This window comes from Pseudoalteromonas gelatinilytica (assembly GCF_001641615.1).
GTDB lineage: Bacteria > Pseudomonadota > Gammaproteobacteria > Enterobacterales > Alteromonadaceae > Pseudoalteromonas > Pseudoalteromonas gelatinilytica.
In genome coordinates, this window is sequence record NZ_LRRU01000023.1 from 1 (window position 1) to 20,180 (window position 20,180).

Annotated in this window: 14 protein-coding genes; 7 read left to right on the forward strand and 7 right to left on the reverse strand. The window is 40.2% G+C overall.

From position 1 onward, the window contains the following. Nucleotides 1-571: 571 nt before the first annotated feature. Together ltrA and NH153_RS20035 are read left to right on the forward strand one after the other, a co-directional pair. A complete protein-coding gene (ltrA, locus tag NH153_RS20030) occupies nt 572-2,044 on the forward strand; it encodes a group II intron reverse transcriptase/maturase (protein ID WP_063700015.1) in 1,473 nt (490 codons plus the stop codon). Between the two features lie 353 nt (nt 2,045-2,397). Continuing rightward, nucleotides 2,398-6,267: a DUF4365 domain-containing protein gene (locus NH153_RS20035; protein WP_063707237.1), complete on the forward strand. Its 3,870-nt coding sequence runs from the start codon at nt 2,398-2,400 to the stop codon at nt 6,265-6,267. Between the two features lie 263 nt (nt 6,268-6,530). Here NH153_RS20035 and NH153_RS20040 read toward each other — a convergent pair whose 3' ends face one another. The 6 genes from NH153_RS20040 to NH153_RS20065 form a co-directional block, all read right to left on the reverse strand. Further along, nucleotides 6,531-7,637: a DUF4238 domain-containing protein gene (locus NH153_RS20040; protein ID WP_063707239.1), complete on the reverse strand. Its 1,107-nt coding sequence runs from the start codon at nt 7,635-7,637 to the stop codon at nt 6,531-6,533. A gap of 130 nt (nt 7,638-7,767) precedes the next feature. Beyond that, nucleotides 7,768-8,226, reverse strand: coding sequence for a hypothetical protein (locus NH153_RS20045; protein WP_063707242.1), 459 nt, complete (start codon nt 8,224-8,226; stop codon nt 7,768-7,770). A 113-nt stretch (nt 8,227-8,339) separates the two neighbouring features. Further along, nucleotides 8,340-8,672 carry a hypothetical protein gene (locus NH153_RS20050; protein ID WP_063707244.1) on the reverse strand — a complete coding sequence of 111 codons (333 nt, stop codon included), beginning with the start codon at nt 8,670-8,672 and terminating at the stop codon, nt 8,340-8,342. A 508-nt stretch (nt 8,673-9,180) separates the two neighbouring features. Beyond that, a complete protein-coding gene (locus tag NH153_RS20055) occupies nt 9,181-9,936 on the reverse strand; it encodes a hypothetical protein (protein ID WP_063707246.1) in 756 nt (251 codons plus the stop codon). A gap of 555 nt (nt 9,937-10,491) precedes the next feature. Next, complete coding sequence (locus NH153_RS20060) at nt 10,492-11,451, reverse strand: bacteriophage abortive infection AbiH family protein (protein WP_063707249.1); 960 nt, start codon at nt 11,449-11,451, stop codon at nt 10,492-10,494. Between the two features lies 1 nt (nt 11,452). Then, the gene (locus NH153_RS20065; RefSeq protein WP_063707251.1) at nt 11,453-12,553 is read right to left on the reverse strand and encodes a PIN domain-containing protein; all 1,101 of its coding nucleotides are present in this window, start codon (nt 12,551-12,553) and stop codon (nt 11,453-11,455) included. 925 nt (nt 12,554-13,478) lie between these two features. Between NH153_RS20065 and NH153_RS20075 the strand changes: the two genes are divergently transcribed. From NH153_RS20075 to NH153_RS20085, 3 genes are all read left to right on the forward strand, one after another. Beyond that, nucleotides 13,479-14,102, forward strand: coding sequence for a TnsA endonuclease N-terminal domain-containing protein (locus NH153_RS20075; RefSeq protein ID WP_063707256.1), 624 nt, complete (start codon nt 13,479-13,481; stop codon nt 14,100-14,102). 116 nt (nt 14,103-14,218) lie between these two features. Then, a complete protein-coding gene (locus NH153_RS20080; RefSeq protein WP_167350250.1) occupies nt 14,219-16,162 on the forward strand; it encodes a TnsB C-terminal domain-containing protein in 1,944 nt (647 codons plus the stop codon). Continuing rightward, complete coding sequence (locus tag NH153_RS20085) at nt 16,156-17,118, forward strand: AAA family ATPase (protein ID WP_063707260.1); 963 nt, start codon at nt 16,156-16,158, stop codon at nt 17,116-17,118. The genes NH153_RS20080 and NH153_RS20085 overlap by 7 nt, the downstream gene beginning before the upstream one ends. A 217-nt stretch (nt 17,119-17,335) precedes the next feature. Here NH153_RS20085 and NH153_RS21795 read toward each other — a convergent pair whose 3' ends face one another. Beyond that, on the reverse strand, nt 17,336-17,479 hold the full coding sequence (locus NH153_RS21795) for a hypothetical protein (protein WP_156503657.1): 144 nt from the start codon (nt 17,477-17,479) through the stop codon (nt 17,336-17,338). A 264-nt stretch (nt 17,480-17,743) separates the two neighbouring features. Between NH153_RS21795 and NH153_RS21800 the strand changes: the two genes are divergently transcribed. Beyond that, nucleotides 17,744-18,496 (forward strand): hypothetical protein, encoded by a 753-nt coding sequence (locus tag NH153_RS21800; RefSeq protein WP_156503658.1) that lies wholly within the window; start codon nt 17,744-17,746, stop codon nt 18,494-18,496. A gap of 344 nt (nt 18,497-18,840) precedes the next feature. After that, nucleotides 18,841-20,169, forward strand: coding sequence for a hypothetical protein (locus tag NH153_RS20095; protein WP_156503659.1), 1,329 nt, complete (start codon nt 18,841-18,843; stop codon nt 20,167-20,169). Nucleotides 20,170-20,180: the final 11 nt, after the last annotated feature.

Sequence of the window (20,180 nt, forward strand, 5' to 3'; positions counted from 1 at the left end):
GTGCGACGTGAAGTCGTATGAAGCGCTGTTCACCGCTTAATGAGTGAACCATCTGTATCACCAGATGATCCTAGGAGCCTGAATAAAGTAGCGGCTCTGACAATGTAACGAAGGTTGGTATGCGCCAATCGGGATCTTAATCGTGAGAGGACGATCCTCCTGATAACCACAAATCGGGTGAGTGCTAGGCAGTCAGTATGATGAACATAAGTGAATCCGCGTAAGGTGCGTTATATGATGAAACAGCGGAAGTGGTTAATACGCTGTAGCCAAAAGGCGCGAGAGTCGGAAAGAGATTGCCCCATGCTCTTTCGTGGTCACTGTACTCTCCGCACTATAGCGGGCATCTAACCTGACATTGCGCAACATACGGAACACGGTAAGCCTGTATCACTCCCTTTGGGAAAGCTTATATAGCCGATAGTGGTGCAGGTAGAGGATGTTGGAGAAAGCAAAGGCTGGATTGTAATGATGCAGATACAGACGTCTGTCTGGCACGAAAGTGAGCTGACTTCCGACTGGTCTTCCTTTGCAAGAGAATTTGAAGAACTTTATTCAAGGAGAAACGCAAATGATGATTTCAAAAGAGATTAGTGCCTCTCCTGACAGTGCTCAATGGCAATCCATAAATTGGAAAACTGTTGAGTCACACGTTTTAAAGCTTCAGATGCGTATTGCAAAAGCAACAAGAGAAAGTAAACACGGCAAAGCGAAAGCGTTGCAGTGGATACTGACTCACTCGCATTCGGCAAAACTTCTTGCTGTTAAGCGAGTATCACAAAACAAAGGCAGTAAAACGCCCGGAATAGACGGCGTCATCTGGAATACGGATACGCGCCGCATGAAAGCAGTCAATCAATTGAGCAGAAAAGCTTATCAAGCCAAACCGCTCAAGCGTATCTACATCCCTAAGAAAAACGGCAAGCTCAGACCTTTAGGTATCCCGTGCATGGTCGATAGAGCGCTACAAGCGCTTCACCTTCTCGCACTAGAGCCTGTGTCAGAAACACTTGCTGACCCAAATAGTTACGGCTTTCGGCGCAACAGAAGTACTGCTGATGCTATTGCTCAGTGTTTTCTCTGTTTGAGTAAAAAGCAATCCGCACAATGGGTTCTTGAGGGAGATATTAAAGCCTGTTTCGACAAGATTGGGCATCAATGGCTTATGAATAATATAGCTGTAGATAAACGAATATTGGAACAATGGTTAAAGTCTGGTTTTATGGACAAAGGGCTGTTCTATCGCACTGACGAGGGAACACCACAAGGCGGGATCATATCTCCAACCTTGATGCTGATGACTCTTGCAGGTCTTGAGCAACGCATAAAGTCCACCGCACTTAAAAATGGGGCGAGAGCCAACTTTATAGGATACGCTGATGATTTCGTCGTCACTTGCACTTCAAAGGACGTGCTGGAGAACGATATCAAACCGTTGATTGCTGACTTCTTAGCACACAGAGGCTTAACGCTCTCCGAAGAGAAAACGCACATTACTCACATTAGCCGTGGTTTTGACTTCCTAGGCTTTAACCATAGGAAGTACAAAGGAAAACTGCTCATTAAACCGAGCAAATCTAACACGTTAATATTTCTGAGTAACTTGCGCGAACTCATCAAAAAGCACGCAACCACCCCCGTTAATGATCTAATCAAGTTGATAAATCCGAAACTCAGGGGATGGTCGAACTACTATCGTCACTGCGTTGCTAAACAAATATTCGGATATGTGAGTCACAAACTATTTCTAGCGTTATGGCATTGGGCTAAAAGGCGTCATCCAACAAAATCAAAAACTTGGATCGCCATGAAGTACTTTATCAACCGTCGAGGCCAATGGCAATTTCACGGTTGGCTGAAGAGCATGAACATGGATTGTCAGTTTAATCTATTTCAAATAGCTAAGGTGCCAATAGAGAGACATGTGAAAATCAGGAGTGAAGCTACGCCTTTTGATCCTTTATACCAAGAATACTTGGCAAAGAGAAAAGCAAAGAGGCAATGCCGCAACTCTTGGAATGAACCTAATCTCGCTGCTTTATAAGTTGCTGGGTACCAATTAGGTGCCTTCGTGAAGGCTTGAGCCGTATGCAGTGAAAGTTGCACGTACGGTTCTTAGGAGGGCGACACTTGGTAACAGGTGTCGTCTATCCGACAGTTATTTTTATAACCCATCTATGGACAGAAGTGAGTTATCGTAAAAGAAATAAAATTCTTAGCATCTTGCCTGCCAATAAGAGTTATGTTCCAAATTTACGTCAGATCCATATCTCAAAATGGGTGATGATATCTGGTTTGGTAAGTTTATCTTTCACTAGAAAATTAAGTTTCACTTTTAAGGCTTTGTGTTAAATTAGAGACATAGTATTTAACGCTGTATGATATCAAAAATTTGTTATGAGTGATTTACCCAGAGAAAGTACCAGCCAGGAAATTGGTAGGCTTGCAGCGGACGTTTTTGGAGTCAAAAAACCAAGGGCGTGGATTCCTACAGATCAATCTGGTGACACTGATTTTGGCGTTGATTATGTCATTCAATTGAAGTCTCATGCTGGCTTTGTAGGGGCTAGCTTTTATGTTCAGTTGAAGGGAACAACTGTTCCTAGCTACAGTAAAGATAACAAATATATTTCATATGACTTTAAAGTTAAGACTCTTAATTATTATAACAGGCAAGAACCTGCTGTAATGGTCGCGGTGGTTGACCTTAAAGATAGTAATGATGAGATATGGAACTGCCCTGTATATTATTTTTGGCTTGATGATGATTGGTTCTTTGATAATAAAGCAAAGCTTGAAGAGCAAGAAACTATATCTGTTAAAATTCCAACAAGTAACTTATTGATTCCTAATCTTGATATATATGATTATTACGATGAAAGATTAAACGAAAAGCTCAAGGTTGCTGAGTTAAAAAGAGAAATAAAACCACTCAGTCAAAATGTGGCTAAGTCTATAGAAAGTATTACTAATGCAATATCTGAAAAGCCTCTTATTTTAAAGGCAGCAGAAAACCAAGGTGACGAACCTTGGCTAGTTAACCCTAACGGTGAGACACCAACAAAACTAAAGTTATGCAGCGACTATTTAAATTGCAATCAGTTGGATAGCGCCAACAATTTATTGGCTGATTTGGAAGGAGAGTTTTCTGAACTTACCTCGCATGAGAAAGCTGAATTTCTTTATCAAAAAGCTGCATTTCTTTCATTACAAACTAAGTTTCAAGAAGCGAATAGGTATTTTGAAGACGCATTGCAATACTCAGATAAAGATCGATATAAATTAGGTTTTTTGGAGTCAAAATTTAAGTTATCTGAAGTTCCAGATCCAATAGAACTCCAAGAGATAGCTGACTCATTGGATGATGACGAATTTGGCAACGCTATGACTAAGTGCAAGTGTTTAGCTTTGATTGGTAAAGCTGATGAAGCACTAGGTATTTTAAAAGCTAAGTACCCAAACAGGATAGTTGGACAGTTAGTGATTCTTACTTTAACGAAAAATGATGAAGAACTTGATCAACTACTAGATAGCAATAGCGAAGACTTGTTAGACAACGATCGTAATAGATATTCTTATCATGCATTCGCCGCAAGGAGGGCATACGTCAAAGCTACGTCAGAAAGCTCTGTGTATGGTGAGGTGTTACCTATTCAAGGGAAAGTTACTTTTGATGTTCAGTTATTAAAAAAGGCACTCTTTCATGCAGAAAAGGCTTGGGATTTTGCTAAAAAAACAGGGTATCCAAGTGATATATCTATTCTGTTAGATATTAGTTCATTGATCTTTGGTTATTTTAATAAGGCAGATGAACTATTTTATTACTTCGAAGAAATTTTAAAACAAAGACCACATAACGTAGATTTAGCAAAACACTATGCAACATTAGCTTTCAATAAAGGGCTACATGAGAAAACTATTTCTTTACTTAATTCCCAAAACATTGAATATAATGGCAATGATTATGGCTTATTAATTTTATCGTATTATCACTTGGGTAAATCAAGAGTTGCACTTGACTACTTACGCAAAGGAGAGTCTCGAATATTAGAAGATCGGCCACAAAATACAGCGTTACTATTTTGCGTGGGCGCTGAATTAGCTGAAAAACAAATGGAAGAGGAGCTAGCTTGCAAATATATAGATTTGGTAAAAGAGTTTGAGAATGGAGAAGCTGTTTTAGCTATCAATTCTTTTATTCAAAATTCCAATCAAAACCCTGACAGTAGAGGGCAATATTGTGATCAACTCTATAAGGAGTACCAACGTTTAAATAAGCCTGTTGAAATTGCAGAGCAGCTATTTCGCTATTTGAACCCTACCGTGATTGGTCATGCGCACCGTATTTGCGAGCTTTCTGAATGCATATTGAATACTCATGAACTCTTCGAAAAAGACTATCTTAGATTGGCTCAAGCCTATATTACTTCTGGTCAGCATGAATTGGCACTATCTGTTGCTGAAAAACACATCGACAGAGAAGTGTACGATCCATACTGGACTATTATTCAAACGGTCTGTTATCACAACCTTGGTAGATTAGGTCTAGCTCATGGTGTTATAAAAAGGGCTATAGAGGAAAATCCATTTTCTCTAGAACATCGTCATTACTACGCCAATATATGCCTACAAATGGGGTTAATGGATGAAGTAGAAAGTGCCCTATTTGACATATTGGAGGCATCTGCAGAGCGCGAACATAAGATTTCAGTTTTAGTTAACCTCATATCAATATTATCTTCTAAGTCAAATAGCTCAGTAAAAACGGCTACAGCAATTAGGCAGTTTGGTAAGTTAGTTAACCAAAATGATATGGAAGAAGAGGGGCGATTTTTAATATTTTTTCTTACTTCAGCAAATACAAAAGATAAAGATGAAATTGCTGATTTTCAAGCCAGATTGGCAAACTACTCTAAAAATTTTCCTAATTCATCTATTTTGAAACAAGGATATGTAGACGTAGGAGGTGATGCAGATTCATTAGTTGCTTCTCTTCATAAAATGGCAGGTATAACGGATGAGCAGTTAGCTAAATGGGAACAAAATAAGCTAAAGATAAGAAATGGTAGTTTGCCTGTGCCATTTGTTTTGCTTGATAGGTTTCTTAGTGATACTCATGATATTTTTACTAGCTGGATGAACTCCTTGAATAGTGCCGAAGAGCACTTAGAATTCAAGATTAAACATGCCCCACAATTAGATGGGCAAACTTTTAATCTAGAGTTCACAACGGAACGTACTGTAATTATTGAAGACACAACGTTGTTGATATTGCATGAGTTGCAATTGTTAGAGCCATTTTTAGAAATTGTTTCCGAGTTTTGTGTGCTAAACTCGACATTTGAACGGTTTGCCAAAAATAGCCACCCAGTAGCAGGTACAATATATGCTGGATTGGCAAAAGATATCTTAGACACCATGAACAAGTTTAAATCGAAAATGGTTCTATTTTATGATGAGGAAAGTAGTCCAGTAAATTCTTATCTTGAGGCTATTAAGAGGCATGATGCACTTTTCATAGTTGATGATTTAAATTTACTCCAATTAGTAAATGTCAGTAATAAAGAACAAATTACAAGCGCTAATATCTTCAACGTCATTGAGATGTTGCACAATAAAACTCATCTATCGCAAGAAGATAAATTTACGCTGATTTCAAAATCGTCTTCACTAGGCTTTCAAATCCCAAATATGACATTAAGTCTGCTTGCTGAAACCCTAGCGTTTCACTCTAAGACTCTGAATGAAATTGATTACTTAGATACTGAGTTTAATGTAATCTTTGATAAAGTATTTACAACTAATAGAGATACCGTAGAAGCTGTGGAACTTTTTCTTAAAATGCTTGGTTTTTCTATTAACCAATTTGATATGGCTTTACAGCCAGCACCAACTCTAGAGCTTTTGAGAAGTTTTCTATTTAGGCATTGCTATAAAGACCTAGAGTCATTCGTGGCATTTGTCTTTGTTTACTTGGCACTAGCTACTCCCGTCAAAATAGAATCACAACTAATTTCAACTAGTCAGAAGCATGTGGAGTTGTGGCAGTTATATCAAGGTATGCAGGTCAATAATAGTGACGACAATATTTCCATAGAGGAGCTTGTTGTTAGAGTAGTGGTGCAATTATTTATGCTTCAAGATAAGCCAAGACAACTCGCATATAACAACATTAAGCACTGTTTTGTGCCATTAACTTCCGAATATGAAGCCTTTGAAAAAGCATATCTAGAGGCTTCACTTCAGCATCGGCTGTTTAATTCGTGATAATATGCCTGTAAGAAACACCGCTGACATATCACTCATTTTTTCTTTGAGACGCTTAGATGACATTGTCTATGTTATAAACTTAGCTATTGTCTCACTCATTTTGGGGCAAAGACGAGTTATATACATAACCCGCCTCTGGACAAAAGCGCGTTATAGTATTCGGTGACGCCGCCTAACGCGCAATGTGTTGGCATGGCTTTTTGCGTTGTTTGCCAAAACCATGACAACAGAACATTGTCGGAGTTTAGGCGCTTGTTATCTTACATTTCGACCAACTCTGGTTCATCCGGCGAATAGTGGTGTTCGTAATTATCATTTTGATGCTGTAGGTAACGCTCAATATCTTTCAATTCATATGGCGTATACATTGTTTTTGTTTGTCCCACACCAATCCAATTTATCCATCCAGTAATACCATCCATGTAATCATGAGATACACGATAAATCTTGATCTTTTTGCTACTTCTGCATTTTAATTTGTTTGGATAAACACTAAAGATGTTCAAGTGCGAGTTATAGTATTCAGCGACTCCAAGAGAAAAACCTATTGCTAAATTGTGCGATATTGGCAATAAATTGAAGTTATTCTGATTGAACATCACCACGTTAGGGCTCGTCGTGAAGACAGGCCTTATTTCTGTGCTATCGAATTCATAGCCAGTATGATAAATACCGGTGATATGAATTTTTGAGAATATTCCATTTCTAAGCCTAGCTAAATAGCCTATTGGCGCAGGTAGGTTTTTAGCTTCGGCTACCATTGAAAGAAAGAGTAGAGCTTTACACTTTTCGTACACTTCCGAATTAGACTTAATCACTCTTAGCATTTTTTTAAAAATATTTTGAGAAAAGAATGGTTGAATCTCGGTCGGTGGATTAGTTATAAGTTCTTTAATTCTTTCATAGTTTTCTACCATATCTGTTAAAATATTCTCTAGAACCTCCTCTTTATCATCCATCTTATTTTGAGGATTTAAAAAGCCAAGCAACATTTGGATAACCATAAAGTTAACCATTTTCTCCAGAGCATTGCCCTTTCTACTAACATCAAGCAGTTTGTGAAATTTGTGCTTATGCACTAATTCATTAAATAAAACAGATGTATCTCTCTCATATTCAGATAATTCATCCTCTATATCAAACTTCTTTAGAGAGTCACAATCAACTAACATAAAACAATCTTTGTTAATTGCTATCGATGATATTGGCAACGGAATTTCTTTAATATCATTCTCACCTTCATCTGATATGTTGACACTATGACACCATACCCTTTGCTTGTCTTTTGGTGCATTTGCAGTGTCATCACTGCGAAAATTTCTTAAAAACCACTGAGACAACATATGCTGATTTTTCGTATATTTCATAGTCCTAACTTCTTGTAAACATAACGCCGTGCGCGGCAGCGGCTTACTTTGTGTGGTTTTTGAGCAAATATAGGAGCGTAGGTGCTGCGCAAAAAGTGCGCAAAGCAAGGCGTCGATCTACAGCACCTTGTTATACAATTTCTTGGCACTTGAGTTCCGCGAGACTAACCAAGCCAGCTCTAGACTTAACTTGAAGTGCATCAAGTTGAGACCCTAAGTTCGCCACATTGAAACCGTTTGAGTATTGGTTACCTGGTAACCTCCTGTGTAGTACATTGAACTTGTTCAGTAGCGGTGTCATTTCAGGTTCTCCCGGTATTTTTGCTACGACTTTACCGGTAATAACATACAAGACACCACCCTTTTCTCCTTTTATCTCTCCATATTCTATTGGAGAGCTGACCTTGTAGATCGTGCTCATTTTCCTGCTTGCACTAATAACACAAGCCAAGTCACCTTCAGAAATTTCAAGCCAATCTGAATTCACCTTATTACTGATTTGTTTTTCGGAAAGGTCAAAAACTACCCCCTCTACACCAGTGAAAATTCCTTTGTAATCTCTATTATCTTTGTTATTTAGTATGAACATTGCTTACCTTGTATAATGCCCGATAAACGGATAAAAAATTGAGGGCTAAAATTGAGCGAAACGAATAGCCCGCAAGTTTTTTTATCCCTGTTTAATTGCTTGTTATAAGCAAATTAGCACCCTGTAGGATTGCCTCGTGAACAACCACTATAACCTGAGCCACCTGCAAAAATAGCTTCAAATACTAAACCTATGATAAATGCGCCAATGGTTATGTAAAATGAAAACTTAAGTGACTCTATAACCAAAACTGTGCTTAGATTTTTGCGTTCAAACCAAATCATAACAAGAAATGAAGAAACAAAAGCTATTGGGATGCCAACTTTAGGCTCCAACACTGTAAGCATTATTACGAAAAATATTAATACAACTTTCCAATACGCTGCAAAAAATAGAAATGCCACTATGGCCGACAATGTGAAAAGAGCACCAAAGACTATATCCATATGTAAAGTTTCCATTTTACTTATAACATTTCAGTATTTATGCGACACGCAGTTTGTGCTGCATAATCGCTTGTTGGACTGAGGCGCTACCTGCTCGATATATCAGAGTTGGTGCTGTTTATGGTATGGGAATTTGTTTTTATGGCCTAAGTGATACCAAACCAACTTTACTGGCGTGTCTATCGTATCTAAGCTATCCCTGCGTTACTCAGCGTTTAACATGTATACATTACACCTAGATTCGGCTGGATTATCAATTATATTTTATACGTATAGATGCCGCTTGCCTGAGCTATTAATAATTGATTTTAATCACCTACCTAGCTGCTAACTCGTTTGCAGTTCGCTCAAAGCTTTTCTTAGAGCATTTACGTTAGCTAGGTTTGGGGCAAAGGCGGGTTATATTTATAACACGCCTTTGGACATAAATTAGTCTGAGATAAAGGAAAGCTGTGTGCCATAAGCAGACCAATGCCGCCATCACGCGCTTGTCGCGTGCATGGCTTTGTTAAGGCTTATCGTCCTCAGCGCCGTCGCGAAGCCCTACTACACCAAGATACAAGCATATTGGCACGGTTTTTCTGTAGGCGGCCCCCTGCAAATCAAGGGTTAACCAGACTCCCGATATAATCCAAAGAATAGGCCCTAGCGCATTCAGCCATGGGTTTCGTTTAATTAGCTCTTTGATTAACTGCTTCGCAGCTTCCCGGCCTATTATTTGCGCAATTAGACTTACAATAATTGTCTCAATAATACCCAGCGTTATTTTGGGGCCAAGAATCTGGGCCACGATTGGCAATACTGCAACTTTTCCGTTCTTCTTTATGTGCTCTATTATCTGTTCCGAATCGGCGTCCCCAACACCAATGTCCTTGAATGCTTCTGCAAGCTCAGAGGGGCTTTTACTTGTAAGCTCCTTCTCCACAACAGAATTTACAAGTCTTTCAAGGCGTGACTCCAAAGAGCCGCCTTTCTTTATTTTCACTTTCAATTTCTCACAAACATCTTCAACAATTTCGTTTGATGACACACCACCATCTTCACCTAAAAGTGCCCGCTTGATGTACGCGATATCGGACGAGCCATAATAGCGAATTTGTTTATCCATCAACTCTATTAGCTCAGATTTCGATTCAGCGCAGGCCTCACTGAGAGCTAAGAGCTCTTTTCGCCGCTTATCATTGGTAAAGGACAGATAGCTATCTAAAACCGTCGATATGTAAACGAAATCGTCCTTCTCACATTTCTCTAATATTAACCTCATGCTCTAACCTCTTTTGCCTTAACATTTTAGTATTTATGCGACACGCTATCTGTGTAGCATAATCGCTTGTTGGACTGATCCGCTACCTGCTCGGGGTGCCAGGGTTGGTGTTGTTTATGCTATTGCTTTATTTATTAAAATAGGCTTTTTGGAGGTTCTCACTTTCCTAGCAAATTTAATCAGCTTAGCTAGTGTTATGTAAGCTTTCCCTGCATTACTCAGCGCTTAATATTTATTCATTACACCTAAATTTACCTCAATAAGCAATTATATTTTTACGAACACAGAAACCACTAGCCGAAGAAATTAATTTTATTAAATATTTGATTTAAAATGCTATCTTACCGACTAGCTTTGCACTTCGTTCAAAGTCAGTCACCCCAAAAGCATTTGTGTAAACTCGTTTTGACGCAAAGGCGAGAAATATTTATAACACGCCTTTAGACAAATATGCGTTAGAGCTGATGTTTAAAATTGAAATCTTCACATAAGCAATACTTGGGAAGAACAATGTTAGAGTCCATCGCAATCGCTAATGATATTTCAGTTTTTCGTTTAGATCTGTTCCATTTTGACAACTGCAACGTTGGTTATTCCGAGTCCTGCTAGAGTGTCATAGTGTACCTTCTCATCATCAGGGTCATAAAAAGTCGCAACCCATTGAGCATCTGGTTGGACGGATCGAGCCAACTTCTGAAAATAGGGTAAATCAACGTCAGCTAATGAGTGGCCGAGAACATATACTTCATCAATATTGCCGAGCTTTGCAAAGAAGTCTTCATTGTTTTTTATGATCTGGTCTGTTCCCTTGAAAGTTGCTGAGAAATACTGATTAATAACATCCTTACCAAGCTCGAATGAGTAGTCATATTGATCAGATTGATATTCCATCCAACGTTCTAAATCTTCATCACTCAATCCTGATGGTGGTTCGACAGGTTTCTCTTTGAAATTTTCAGGATCAATCCCATGACCGAGAATTAACTCATCAACATGTTCATCAGATTTCCCGTGTATGAATAGCACATTTTCATCGGGAATTGAGTAGTATTGAGAAAGCGTATCGGTGTAGTTGAATGTGAGGTAAACAGCATCTCTATCAATGTTTACTGAGCGACTATCTTCAAACTGAGGAAACTGTACAGACAATATGAACTCTTTGAATGCTTTATACAGATCAGTGGTTAAAAGGCTAAGTATTCGCTCCATCTCAAATTGAAGCGTGTATCGGTCTCTGTCTCGAAAGTCATCGGAAGAATAGTTTGGCATTAAATCCATGTTCGCTTCCAAAACGGAATCTTTATCAAGCAGTGACATACTCGTTTCAAATTCAGACCATAAAGGGTCTGATAATGTTGCTGGAAAATCAGGGTCTAAGTCAGTAAACCCGTAATAGTCGAGCAATAGCTCATAAGTTTCCCTGTAGTTATTTTTTAGATAAAGCCCAAAAGATGTATACCAAGTGTCAAGGCCATGATGAACATCAAAGCCATTACCTATTACATATAGCTTCATGTCATTCACCGTTGATATCAAGTTCTTTGAAGCTAATGACTTCGGAATCATTATCAGTCAGCTCAAAATATGTATCTTGGAAGTAAAACTCTTCAATGCATGCGTTAGCTTTTAACCCATCGGTATAGGCAAGTGTTAAATGGGCAGTGTATGTTTCTTTGTGTTTAACTGTTGACTGATTACTGAAGACGAATACATATTGCTTGTCTTCAGGATCCCAAGGTGAACGGTCATAATCTGAGAATCGGTAATCTGCCGTAACAACCACCTCAAATTCTACTTCATATTCAGCCCACTCGGCATCGACACTCTGTAAGTTTTTTTTCTCAACATTCACCGAGTTGATTTCTATAGAATTGATAATTTCATCGAAAGGATCTGCGTTTTCATAGTTGAACTCGCCATCTTCGAGAGTTTGAAGTGCATCCGCTTTGATTTGCTCTAGGAGTTGTTCGAATATTTCATCAGCAAATTTGGCTGGTTCTTCGTACGCTTTGTCGCTTCGAACAATTAGGTCTATTAGGTCATCTACGTTTTCAAGATGAATGAAGTTATCTTCTTTGTCACAGAATGATTTCATATCGCCATCGTCACTAACGATATAGGCTGAATATCCTCTAGCTAAGCTCACCTGTTTAATTGCTTCTAGCGCAAATGCATCAGGAAATTCGTGCTTTTTTGATTCTTTGCCAAATGGAGGAAGGTTGTTGAAATAAGCATCAAATACAACTTGAGGTTTAACAGTATTTACATCAATTGTTTCGACGTAACCGTTTTCGACGAAATCATTAAATTTTTCACTGATAACAGCATAAATATCATCACCTTTAACCCTGGTGAAGATGCCATGACAATCAAGCTCGGGGGTGTTTCTTAGGAACATCGCATCTTTTTGCATCTTCTTTATCATAGATGCTGCTTCTTCAGATTTACGTCTGAGATGGGAGTCGATCTCTTTCCTTGTCACATCAGTAATGAGCAAGTGAATTTTATCATCCTCAATTAGTTCTTGAAGACGACCAAGTGCGTGTTGCCCAAATTGATAATTTTTCTTTTCAAAAGCGTTTGTATCGATAAATACTAGTCTGGTCTGCAGTTCCATAATCAATCCCTTAAACACATGCTGCAAATTAATATCAAATAAATTGACAAAATAATTAAGTAGCTAAAAAACTAATTGTATATTGATTCATTACAAAAATTCGTGCAAGTAGCGAGGTGTGATGAGGTATAGCTTTAAATGATTTTGGGGCATAACAAGTCAGCTTTTGCATCTGTCTGCTTTTTAGATTCTTACAAATAGTACCTTATGCTCTAGACCGTATCGTCCTCACTCACTTTGGATTTTTGCAAAATAGAATTCAGTCTCGAACTTCCCACAAACACCGATAGCTGATTTTCGAAGTACCCCGAATGATTTTCTCTCATAATTGATGTACCACGATAATTATGCTTTGCGCTGGTTCATCTCATCGAGTTCTGAATAAGAGGCATCTCTGTTCTTTGATGAAGAAATATGAAACGTATTTGGCCATCCCCTCCTTTTGGCACACAAAAACGGCACTTATAATTGCTGTAAAACGCATTTTTGGTGTAGGCGCCCCAAAATCAGCGTATTTACGAGCATAAAATTCCGGTAAAACGTCAGTTAAAAACTCAAAAAAAACAACAATTACCATTCAAAATCATTGATTTGTTATTTTTTAATCAATTGTTCGTGACATTTGGAAACGACAAGAGTAAGGTAAGATCCAGATTGTTTCGTCTGTAATCGAAAGGTGGTCAGACCATGCAATCGTCCCAATTTTATGAGCTATTTCGCTCATCATTTCTTCCTCTTCGCGCTCATTTTGCGTCAATTTACCCTGCTGCCAGACAAAAAAAGAGCTTCCGACAGCCCAAATCTCAATCAAATTGCCGGACGAATAATTTAGGGAAAAGGCAAAAATTGTTAACTTCCCGCTGTTCTATTTTGAAAAAAGAGACAGCAAGAATGAAATGGATTGATGTGCTTTTAGGGGGTTGCTATGACTCATTATAAAGCGAACAAACATCGTGGGCGTCACATAATTCGTATGTACTCTCCCAAAAATCAATGTGCGGTTAAGCTAGAGAGCGCTTTAGAAGCAGCCTTTGCGCGAGGTTTGGAATTAGACCCGAATGTTAAAAGCTATGCGAGCCAGCCTGAAACCATGTCATGTGATGGGCAATCGTACACGCCCGACTTTTTGGTTGTGTATCACAGTGGCCGGGGTAAATACATTGAAGTACACCAGTCTTCTCGCGTCGACGCCGAGTATGCACAGAAGCTTAAAAAGTTCTCTGCTTACTCTGTCAAAACCACAGGCCGTCCAATTGAGTTGGTCACAGAGCGTTACATAAACCTTGGTTGCACACAGGCTTATGAGCAAATGCTCTTTATTGCTGCGGATGTTATTCCGAATGATTTGCTACTGTGTGATTTGCCGCACAGTCTAACGCTCGGTGAGCTCGTTTCCTGGCTTGCAGAGAGAGATGACGCGCCCCTATCGCTCGCTTACAAGCTGATTATTGACGCCTGGTATGACACAGACCTACGCAACTGCTTGTCGAGCGAAACTATCTTAACAGCTAATCAAAAAGTTCGCGGAGGTGGCTCATGTTCGGCATAGGGATTGGGGGTAAACTGAACTTTGACGACGGGCGCTCTGTCTCTTTACTATATGAAGACCCCTATAAAGTCATTCTCCAAGAAGATGATAACCCCTCCTCGGCTCTACCTCTATCGGTGGAGGAGTTCAAAAATAAACTGCAATCCAGTGAGTTGCAGCCAGCGCTTGATTTCACGCCCAGACCAACGCTGACAGAGCCTCAAATTCGTGTGCGTGACTTACGTGTTAAATACATTCACACACTGCATCAGCTCGTAACCGAGCGTGGGCTGAATCACACGACGCTATCGACCTATAATATCTTGATAAAGGAAGTTGAAAAACGCCATCCAGATACTCAAAGTGCCAATCCACAGCTCGGTGGCAAGGGCCACCCAGCACGCTCAACCATCTCGCGCTGGTACAAAACATGGGTCCAATCACTCAAAGATGATGATGCACTGGCCTCGAAAGCGCGCGATTGCAAAGTGCGTCTCGACAGTTATTCAGAATCTGTTCTTTTGAGCTTTTTATCAAATACATTCAATGGGTCTAAATCAGAGCAAAAGCGCGGGCACTATACAGCCTATTGCGAACATATCGAACGCATGCCGCTTGAGCGACGACCTTCGCACATTGCAAGCGAGCGGACATTTCGTCGAAGAATCGATGAACTCAAAGCATTTGACCATGAGTACGAGTCGGCAAATGAAGCACAACGAAATCAGCTTTTACTGACTCTCACACGAAAATATCGACAAAATTATGCGTTGCAACGTGTTGAAATGGACCGCATCACATTGAATCTATGCCTCATCGATGATGATACGGGGAAAGCCACTGAAAAAGTGAGTTTACTGGTCGCTATTGACTGTTATTCACGACTGCCAGTCTCTGTTGTCGTTGAGATTGGCGAAGCTGAAAACAAAGAAAATGTGGTAAATCTCTTTCAAAATATGCTGTTAAAAGACAGTCAATTGATAGGCCAAGGTAATGCAGTGAATTACGTGGTGGATAACGGCCCTGGCTTTAACAATAATATTGTCCGAGAAATTGTAAAACGACTCAAAAGCTCGCTCATCTACACACCCGCATTGAAACCGCAAGCCAAACCTTTTATCGAGTCTTTCTTCAGCGTGATGCGTAAACAGTTTTTCAAGGGATGGACAATTTTTGACAGCGATGGGCAAGCACATATTGGTATCCCTGGTTACTATGCAAAACGCACCGCCGCCGATGTGGGTGTTAATCTTCAAAAAGAAGCACGACTCACTGTCAGTCAGTTTAAAGACCAGTTACACCGGTACCTGGTCGAGTACAGCAATAGGAGTCATGGTCAAACTAATCGCTCGCCAACTGAGATGTGGAACGACTCAATGCACGCGCATCACCATGTGTCTCTTCAAGCATTGCCTGATTATGAAGCCATGGCACCGGCTTTCAACGTATTTGTAAAGCAAGGCTCAAACAGACTCGATAAGCGCGGCTCAGTAAGATTACATGGTCACGATTTCGCCAGCCCTGATTTGAAGTCGCTGTTCCAGCAAATAAGTTTATATAAAGACAAAAGTAACGGCAAAGCCCCGAAGGTCGCAGTGCATTACAACCCATTTGACGCAAGAACCGTGTCTGTTACCGCGCTTATACCTGGTGAAAATTCACACAAAGAAGTACTGGCTTACAACCGCGACTTAGACCCCGATGCTGAACGTATATCATACGAAGAGCTCGCTGGATTAAAACCAAAGTCAATTGGGATTTACAGCGATTATGCTGAGCCACCGCGTGGCAAGTTGGTTGGAGATGTAGATAAGCTGCGAAAACCGAAGTACAGCAACAAGTCTAAGCGTTCAGGTACAAAAGCAGCCAGTTTTGAAGAAAACAATACGCGGTCACTCAGCGCCGAAGCGCGTGTTGAGCAGTCACATTTAAGTGAAAGTCATTCTGCATCACTCCCTGATGCCCACACTGCGCTTACTCAACGCGAGGCTCAGCAAGCAAACGAAGGGCCACCAAGCGATTGGACTCAAAGCAAAAAAACCAAGAAAAACAGAAAGAGACGAGATAATTCGCAATGGTAGTAAAAACAACACAAGATATGCCGACCTCACTTATTCCTCACGACAGTTTGCGCAAGGCGTGGGAGTTTCTTCACGCTGTGCATAAACTACATCAGCGCGTTTCAGGTAAGCGAGCGTTGCTGCTATATGGCGGCAGCGGTGAAGGAAAGACATTCACTGTAAAACAGTATCTATCACTGTTTCCAACAATCAAAACCGCGGAGGTGGTTAAAGCGCCAGTCTTCTATTGTCGACTCGATGAGTCAAAGAAAACCCCCGATGACCTGCTTTGCATACTCATTCTTGCTCTTGGCCAAACGCCGCCCAAAGGCAAGCCGCGTGCGGGTGTGTTGCTGCATCAATTCAAAACACTCGTTCGAGAAAAGTGCATTGAGTTATTCATCATTGATGAAATCCAACAAGTGCTTCCTAAAACAGACGGACAACGCGCGTTAGAGATGTTGAAATTTCTGTGTGCATTAATTGACGCGGAAGATTTGCAGACTAGCTTTGTATTTGTTGGCAGCACGCGTGCAATGCATTTGCTTGCATTTGGCGCCTGCGAAAATACTGTCGACGATAATGAGCAACTATCTCGTCGCATGCTGCGACCAGTCAAACTCGAACGCATTGAGCCTCGCTCCCCCCAGTGGATACGTGTCACGAACTACTTCGTTCAAAAAATTGGCTTCAGAGAATTGCTGGTACCAGACGACAAAGAACTGTTTGACCGGATTTACTTAGCTTACACAGAGCGCGCATTTTCAACCCTTGAAGATTTGTTTCTTGATGAAGAGCGTCCCAACTACATTGAGGACACACCTCAGTTGTTAGCTTATCTCAGCGAACGCTTTTTGCTCACCTCTAAACGCGCAATTAACCCTTTCGATACCGAACAAATGGACGCAGACGAGGTCGATGAGGCCATGCAATGCGTGAAACAAGACTACTTTAAACAACTTGAAGCTGAGGATTAGTATGCAGTTTGCCGTCACACCTTGTTGCAAACCCCAAGAGAGCATCATCGGTTATTGCTTACGCCTCGCCAAACGCAATGGTTTCACCACCATCCGAGACATGTTAAGCGATCCAGTAATACTGAGACTCGCCAAAGGACTAAAGTCGGGCGTATTCGAACTCGACGCGCTTCTCCCAGACACAGCACCAATGGGTCAAGCAAGTGTTCGCTGTGTGTTATTTAAAAAACCACACAGCATATTGCCGCGCATTTGCCTTACATGCATTGCGCAAGATAATGTAATTCCAGTCAGCCACCAATCCCCTTTCATTTACCGATGCGACAAACACAATGATGTGCTCATCGATACGTGCAGTCATTGCTCCCATCCGCTTCACTGGGATGTAGATTTACTTAATGCGCGATGCACTAATGCGTCGTGCCAGCGCCCCCTGGGCGCATGCCAGTCAGTATTGCCCGATTCACTGCCACCACAAGACTTAAGTGACTGTCTATTCGCAGGTATCTTTGCTCGCAACCCACATAAACTGTCCATCAAAACGCACACGTTTGCTAAGTGCTATCACATCCGGTCAATCATCGAAGACGGGTTCAAATTATTGACACAGGAAAGGCGCGCAAAAATGTGGTTAGCGGAGTCGATGAGTAACTTTTCTCACCAATTGCCAATTACCTTTCGCACTATCCCCATAGCCTTATTGCAACGTCATCTAAAGTCTCAAAATTGGCCTGCAAATGAAGTATTCAAGCAACTCGCGCAATGTGAGTATAACAATGCCGCTGGCTCAAATTGTTCAGTTCCGCCATTATTGACTCATGCTGATGTCGCTATGCAGTTATTCGGAGTTGAATTGTTTGAGCTTAAACAGCTTCAGCAATTCGAACTAATCATTACTACCTCAGTCGCAAACCTCAATAAGGGCGTAGTAGTTGACATAAGCCCTGTATTTAACGCACTGCCATTTAACACCACTCTCCAACAGATGCCAACGCTTAAAGAGCTTATGCCGCTCCTACATGCGTCAAATATAACTGTGGGTAAAATACTAGAAGCAATACTAACACAACGCCTAGCATCGAGTTATCGACCCTCTTATGACATCCTAACGTCTCTTAGGGTGGACCCTGATTGTCTATTAGAACTTATAAAAGCACTAAAATCCCAGTCCACGCTCCAAAAATTAACCCTATCAGAAGCCAGTAAACTAACCGGTTTAACTGAAAAAAAACTATTGTCACTTCGTGAGAATGGAATAATTAAAAAGCTCCCATGGGACCATGATTTTTCTCTAAAGTTTTGTTCGTATAATGAAATTGTGAAGTTACAAAAAGCGCAACTAACTAAGCAAATGCTTCTCCAACTGCCACATGATTAGTTACACCGCTGAGTTTTTGAGTTTATTAAATCGACATCAAGAACGATTGAGAAGTCTCTAGATTATTGATGTCGATTCACTCGGCCATTCGATGGCGTATGTTTATCTGCCATAACAACACCTTCATTTGAATATTAACCTCCATAAAACATAAATAAGTAATAATGACGGAGTTTGGGTATTTAAAGAATAATGCTTCATTTAAGACAGATATACATAATTCAGAAATGGTACACATTGGTACACATTGGTACACATTGGTACACTCTAGCCGTTAAATTCGTGCTTTCATTAAAGTCTCATTAACATATAAACTCGGCACGGAAGAAAAAATGCAAAGAGCCATGAATAAAGGAATCTTAACAGTTTTGTTACTGATTTTTTCACATCAATTCATACCTGAAGCAAAAGCTAATTTACAAGCCAACGAAACTCAACAGCGTAATAAATATAAAGCAAAAAATTTTGACCCTAACCGACAAGATAACGTGTTTAAGCGTAAGCATCTTAGATTCGACGTCAGTAAGCTTAAAAAACTTAATAAAGAAGATGTCCCAAGCTCTGTCCCTCTCGAAAATAATATACCAGTTTATGAACTCCCAACCTCATCTACAGCTTCACTCATCGATTTATACATGGAGAGTCTTGGTATAACAAAAAGGGAATATTTATCTGCCAGCATATCAGACCCTATTCCAGGCACTGAAGTTATACCTAGCAGCTTATACGTTCAGTATGATCCAATGGCTAATTTAGGTGTAAGAGTAACTTGGGAGCAAGGTTCAGGGTTTTACTATGGGATTAGATTACAGATTGATGGAACACCCGTAGAAGAAGTGCCATCAATTGCATATGGTGATCCAGAAATTATTTATTTTGGAAAAGGCGCGGGGTTTTCTATATCTCCTGCTATATCGGGAAACTATTCATTTGATTTACTGGTTTTTGATGAACAAGATAACTTTGTCACCGAATTGAATGCAGCTTCTATATCGGTCTCAGCAGAAAATTACTTTTTTGAAATCGAACCGTATGAGCCTGAGTCTATTTATACAAGTGACGCCATCACTCTAGATCCAGATAATATAGGGAATAGTGGTGATGAATATTTAATGACAGCTCAATTAGTATTAAATTGGGATACCTATCAAGGCTTTAATTACCAAACCGACTACTTATACCCAGATGTCACCTATTTTGAACTGCGGTCCAGTTATGAAGCCAGCTCATTTTCAAATTGGGAAAACATTGGTTATGTCAGTGCTATCCCATTTGATAACTTAGCTTATGGTGATTATACGTTTGAACTAAGAGCATGTAACCCCTATGGCTGTTCACAAGCGACATCAATAGATGTCACTGTTTATGAACCGCCAGGTTCACCAAACGTCTCTATTAGTTATCAACCAGGTCAAGCCGGTTTCATAGTGAACTGGTTACACACAACTGGTCATACACCTACAAAGTACTACATACAAGAAAATCCAAATGGAACCGGTTGGGGTAACTCTGTCGATGTTGGCACGGCTTTAAGTCAGACATTCACCTCAAAACTACCACAAACATATTATTACAGAGTCAAAGCCTGCAACCAAGCTGGGTGCAGTGTATGGAGTTCATCGTACGCTGTGAGCGTGAAAATTCCGGCTTCACAATGTCCATTAGCACTTTAAGGAAGTACAGC

Coding starts and splice junctions, on each gene's coding strand:
- ltrA (WP_063700015.1), top strand. CDS start 572: ATGATGATTTCAAAAGAGATTAGTGCCTCTCCTGACAGTGCTCAATGG.
- NH153_RS20035 (WP_063707237.1), top strand. CDS start 2,398: ATGAGTGATTTACCCAGAGAAAGTACCAGCCAGGAAATTGGTAGGCTT.
- NH153_RS20040 (WP_063707239.1), bottom strand. CDS start 7,637: ATGAAATATACGAAAAATCAGCATATGTTGTCTCAGTGGTTTTTAAGA.
- NH153_RS20045 (WP_063707242.1), bottom strand. CDS start 8,226: ATGTTCATACTAAATAACAAAGATAATAGAGATTACAAAGGAATTTTC.
- NH153_RS20050 (WP_063707244.1), bottom strand. CDS start 8,672: ATGGATATAGTCTTTGGTGCTCTTTTCACATTGTCGGCCATAGTGGCA.
- NH153_RS20055 (WP_063707246.1), bottom strand. CDS start 9,936: ATGAGGTTAATATTAGAGAAATGTGAGAAGGACGATTTCGTTTACATA.
- NH153_RS20060 (WP_063707249.1), bottom strand. CDS start 11,451: ATGAAGCTATATGTAATAGGTAATGGCTTTGATGTTCATCATGGCCTT.
- NH153_RS20065 (WP_063707251.1), bottom strand. CDS start 12,553: ATGGAACTGCAGACCAGACTAGTATTTATCGATACAAACGCTTTTGAA.
- NH153_RS20075 (WP_063707256.1), top strand. CDS start 13,479: ATGACTCATTATAAAGCGAACAAACATCGTGGGCGTCACATAATTCGT.
- NH153_RS20085 (WP_063707260.1), top strand. CDS start 16,156: ATGGTAGTAAAAACAACACAAGATATGCCGACCTCACTTATTCCTCAC.
- NH153_RS21795 (WP_156503657.1), bottom strand. CDS start 17,479: ATGACTGCACGTATCGATGAGCACATCATTGTGTTTGTCGCATCGGTA.
- NH153_RS21800 (WP_156503658.1), top strand. CDS start 17,744: ATGTGGTTAGCGGAGTCGATGAGTAACTTTTCTCACCAATTGCCAATT.
- NH153_RS20095 (WP_156503659.1), top strand. CDS start 18,841: ATGAATAAAGGAATCTTAACAGTTTTGTTACTGATTTTTTCACATCAA.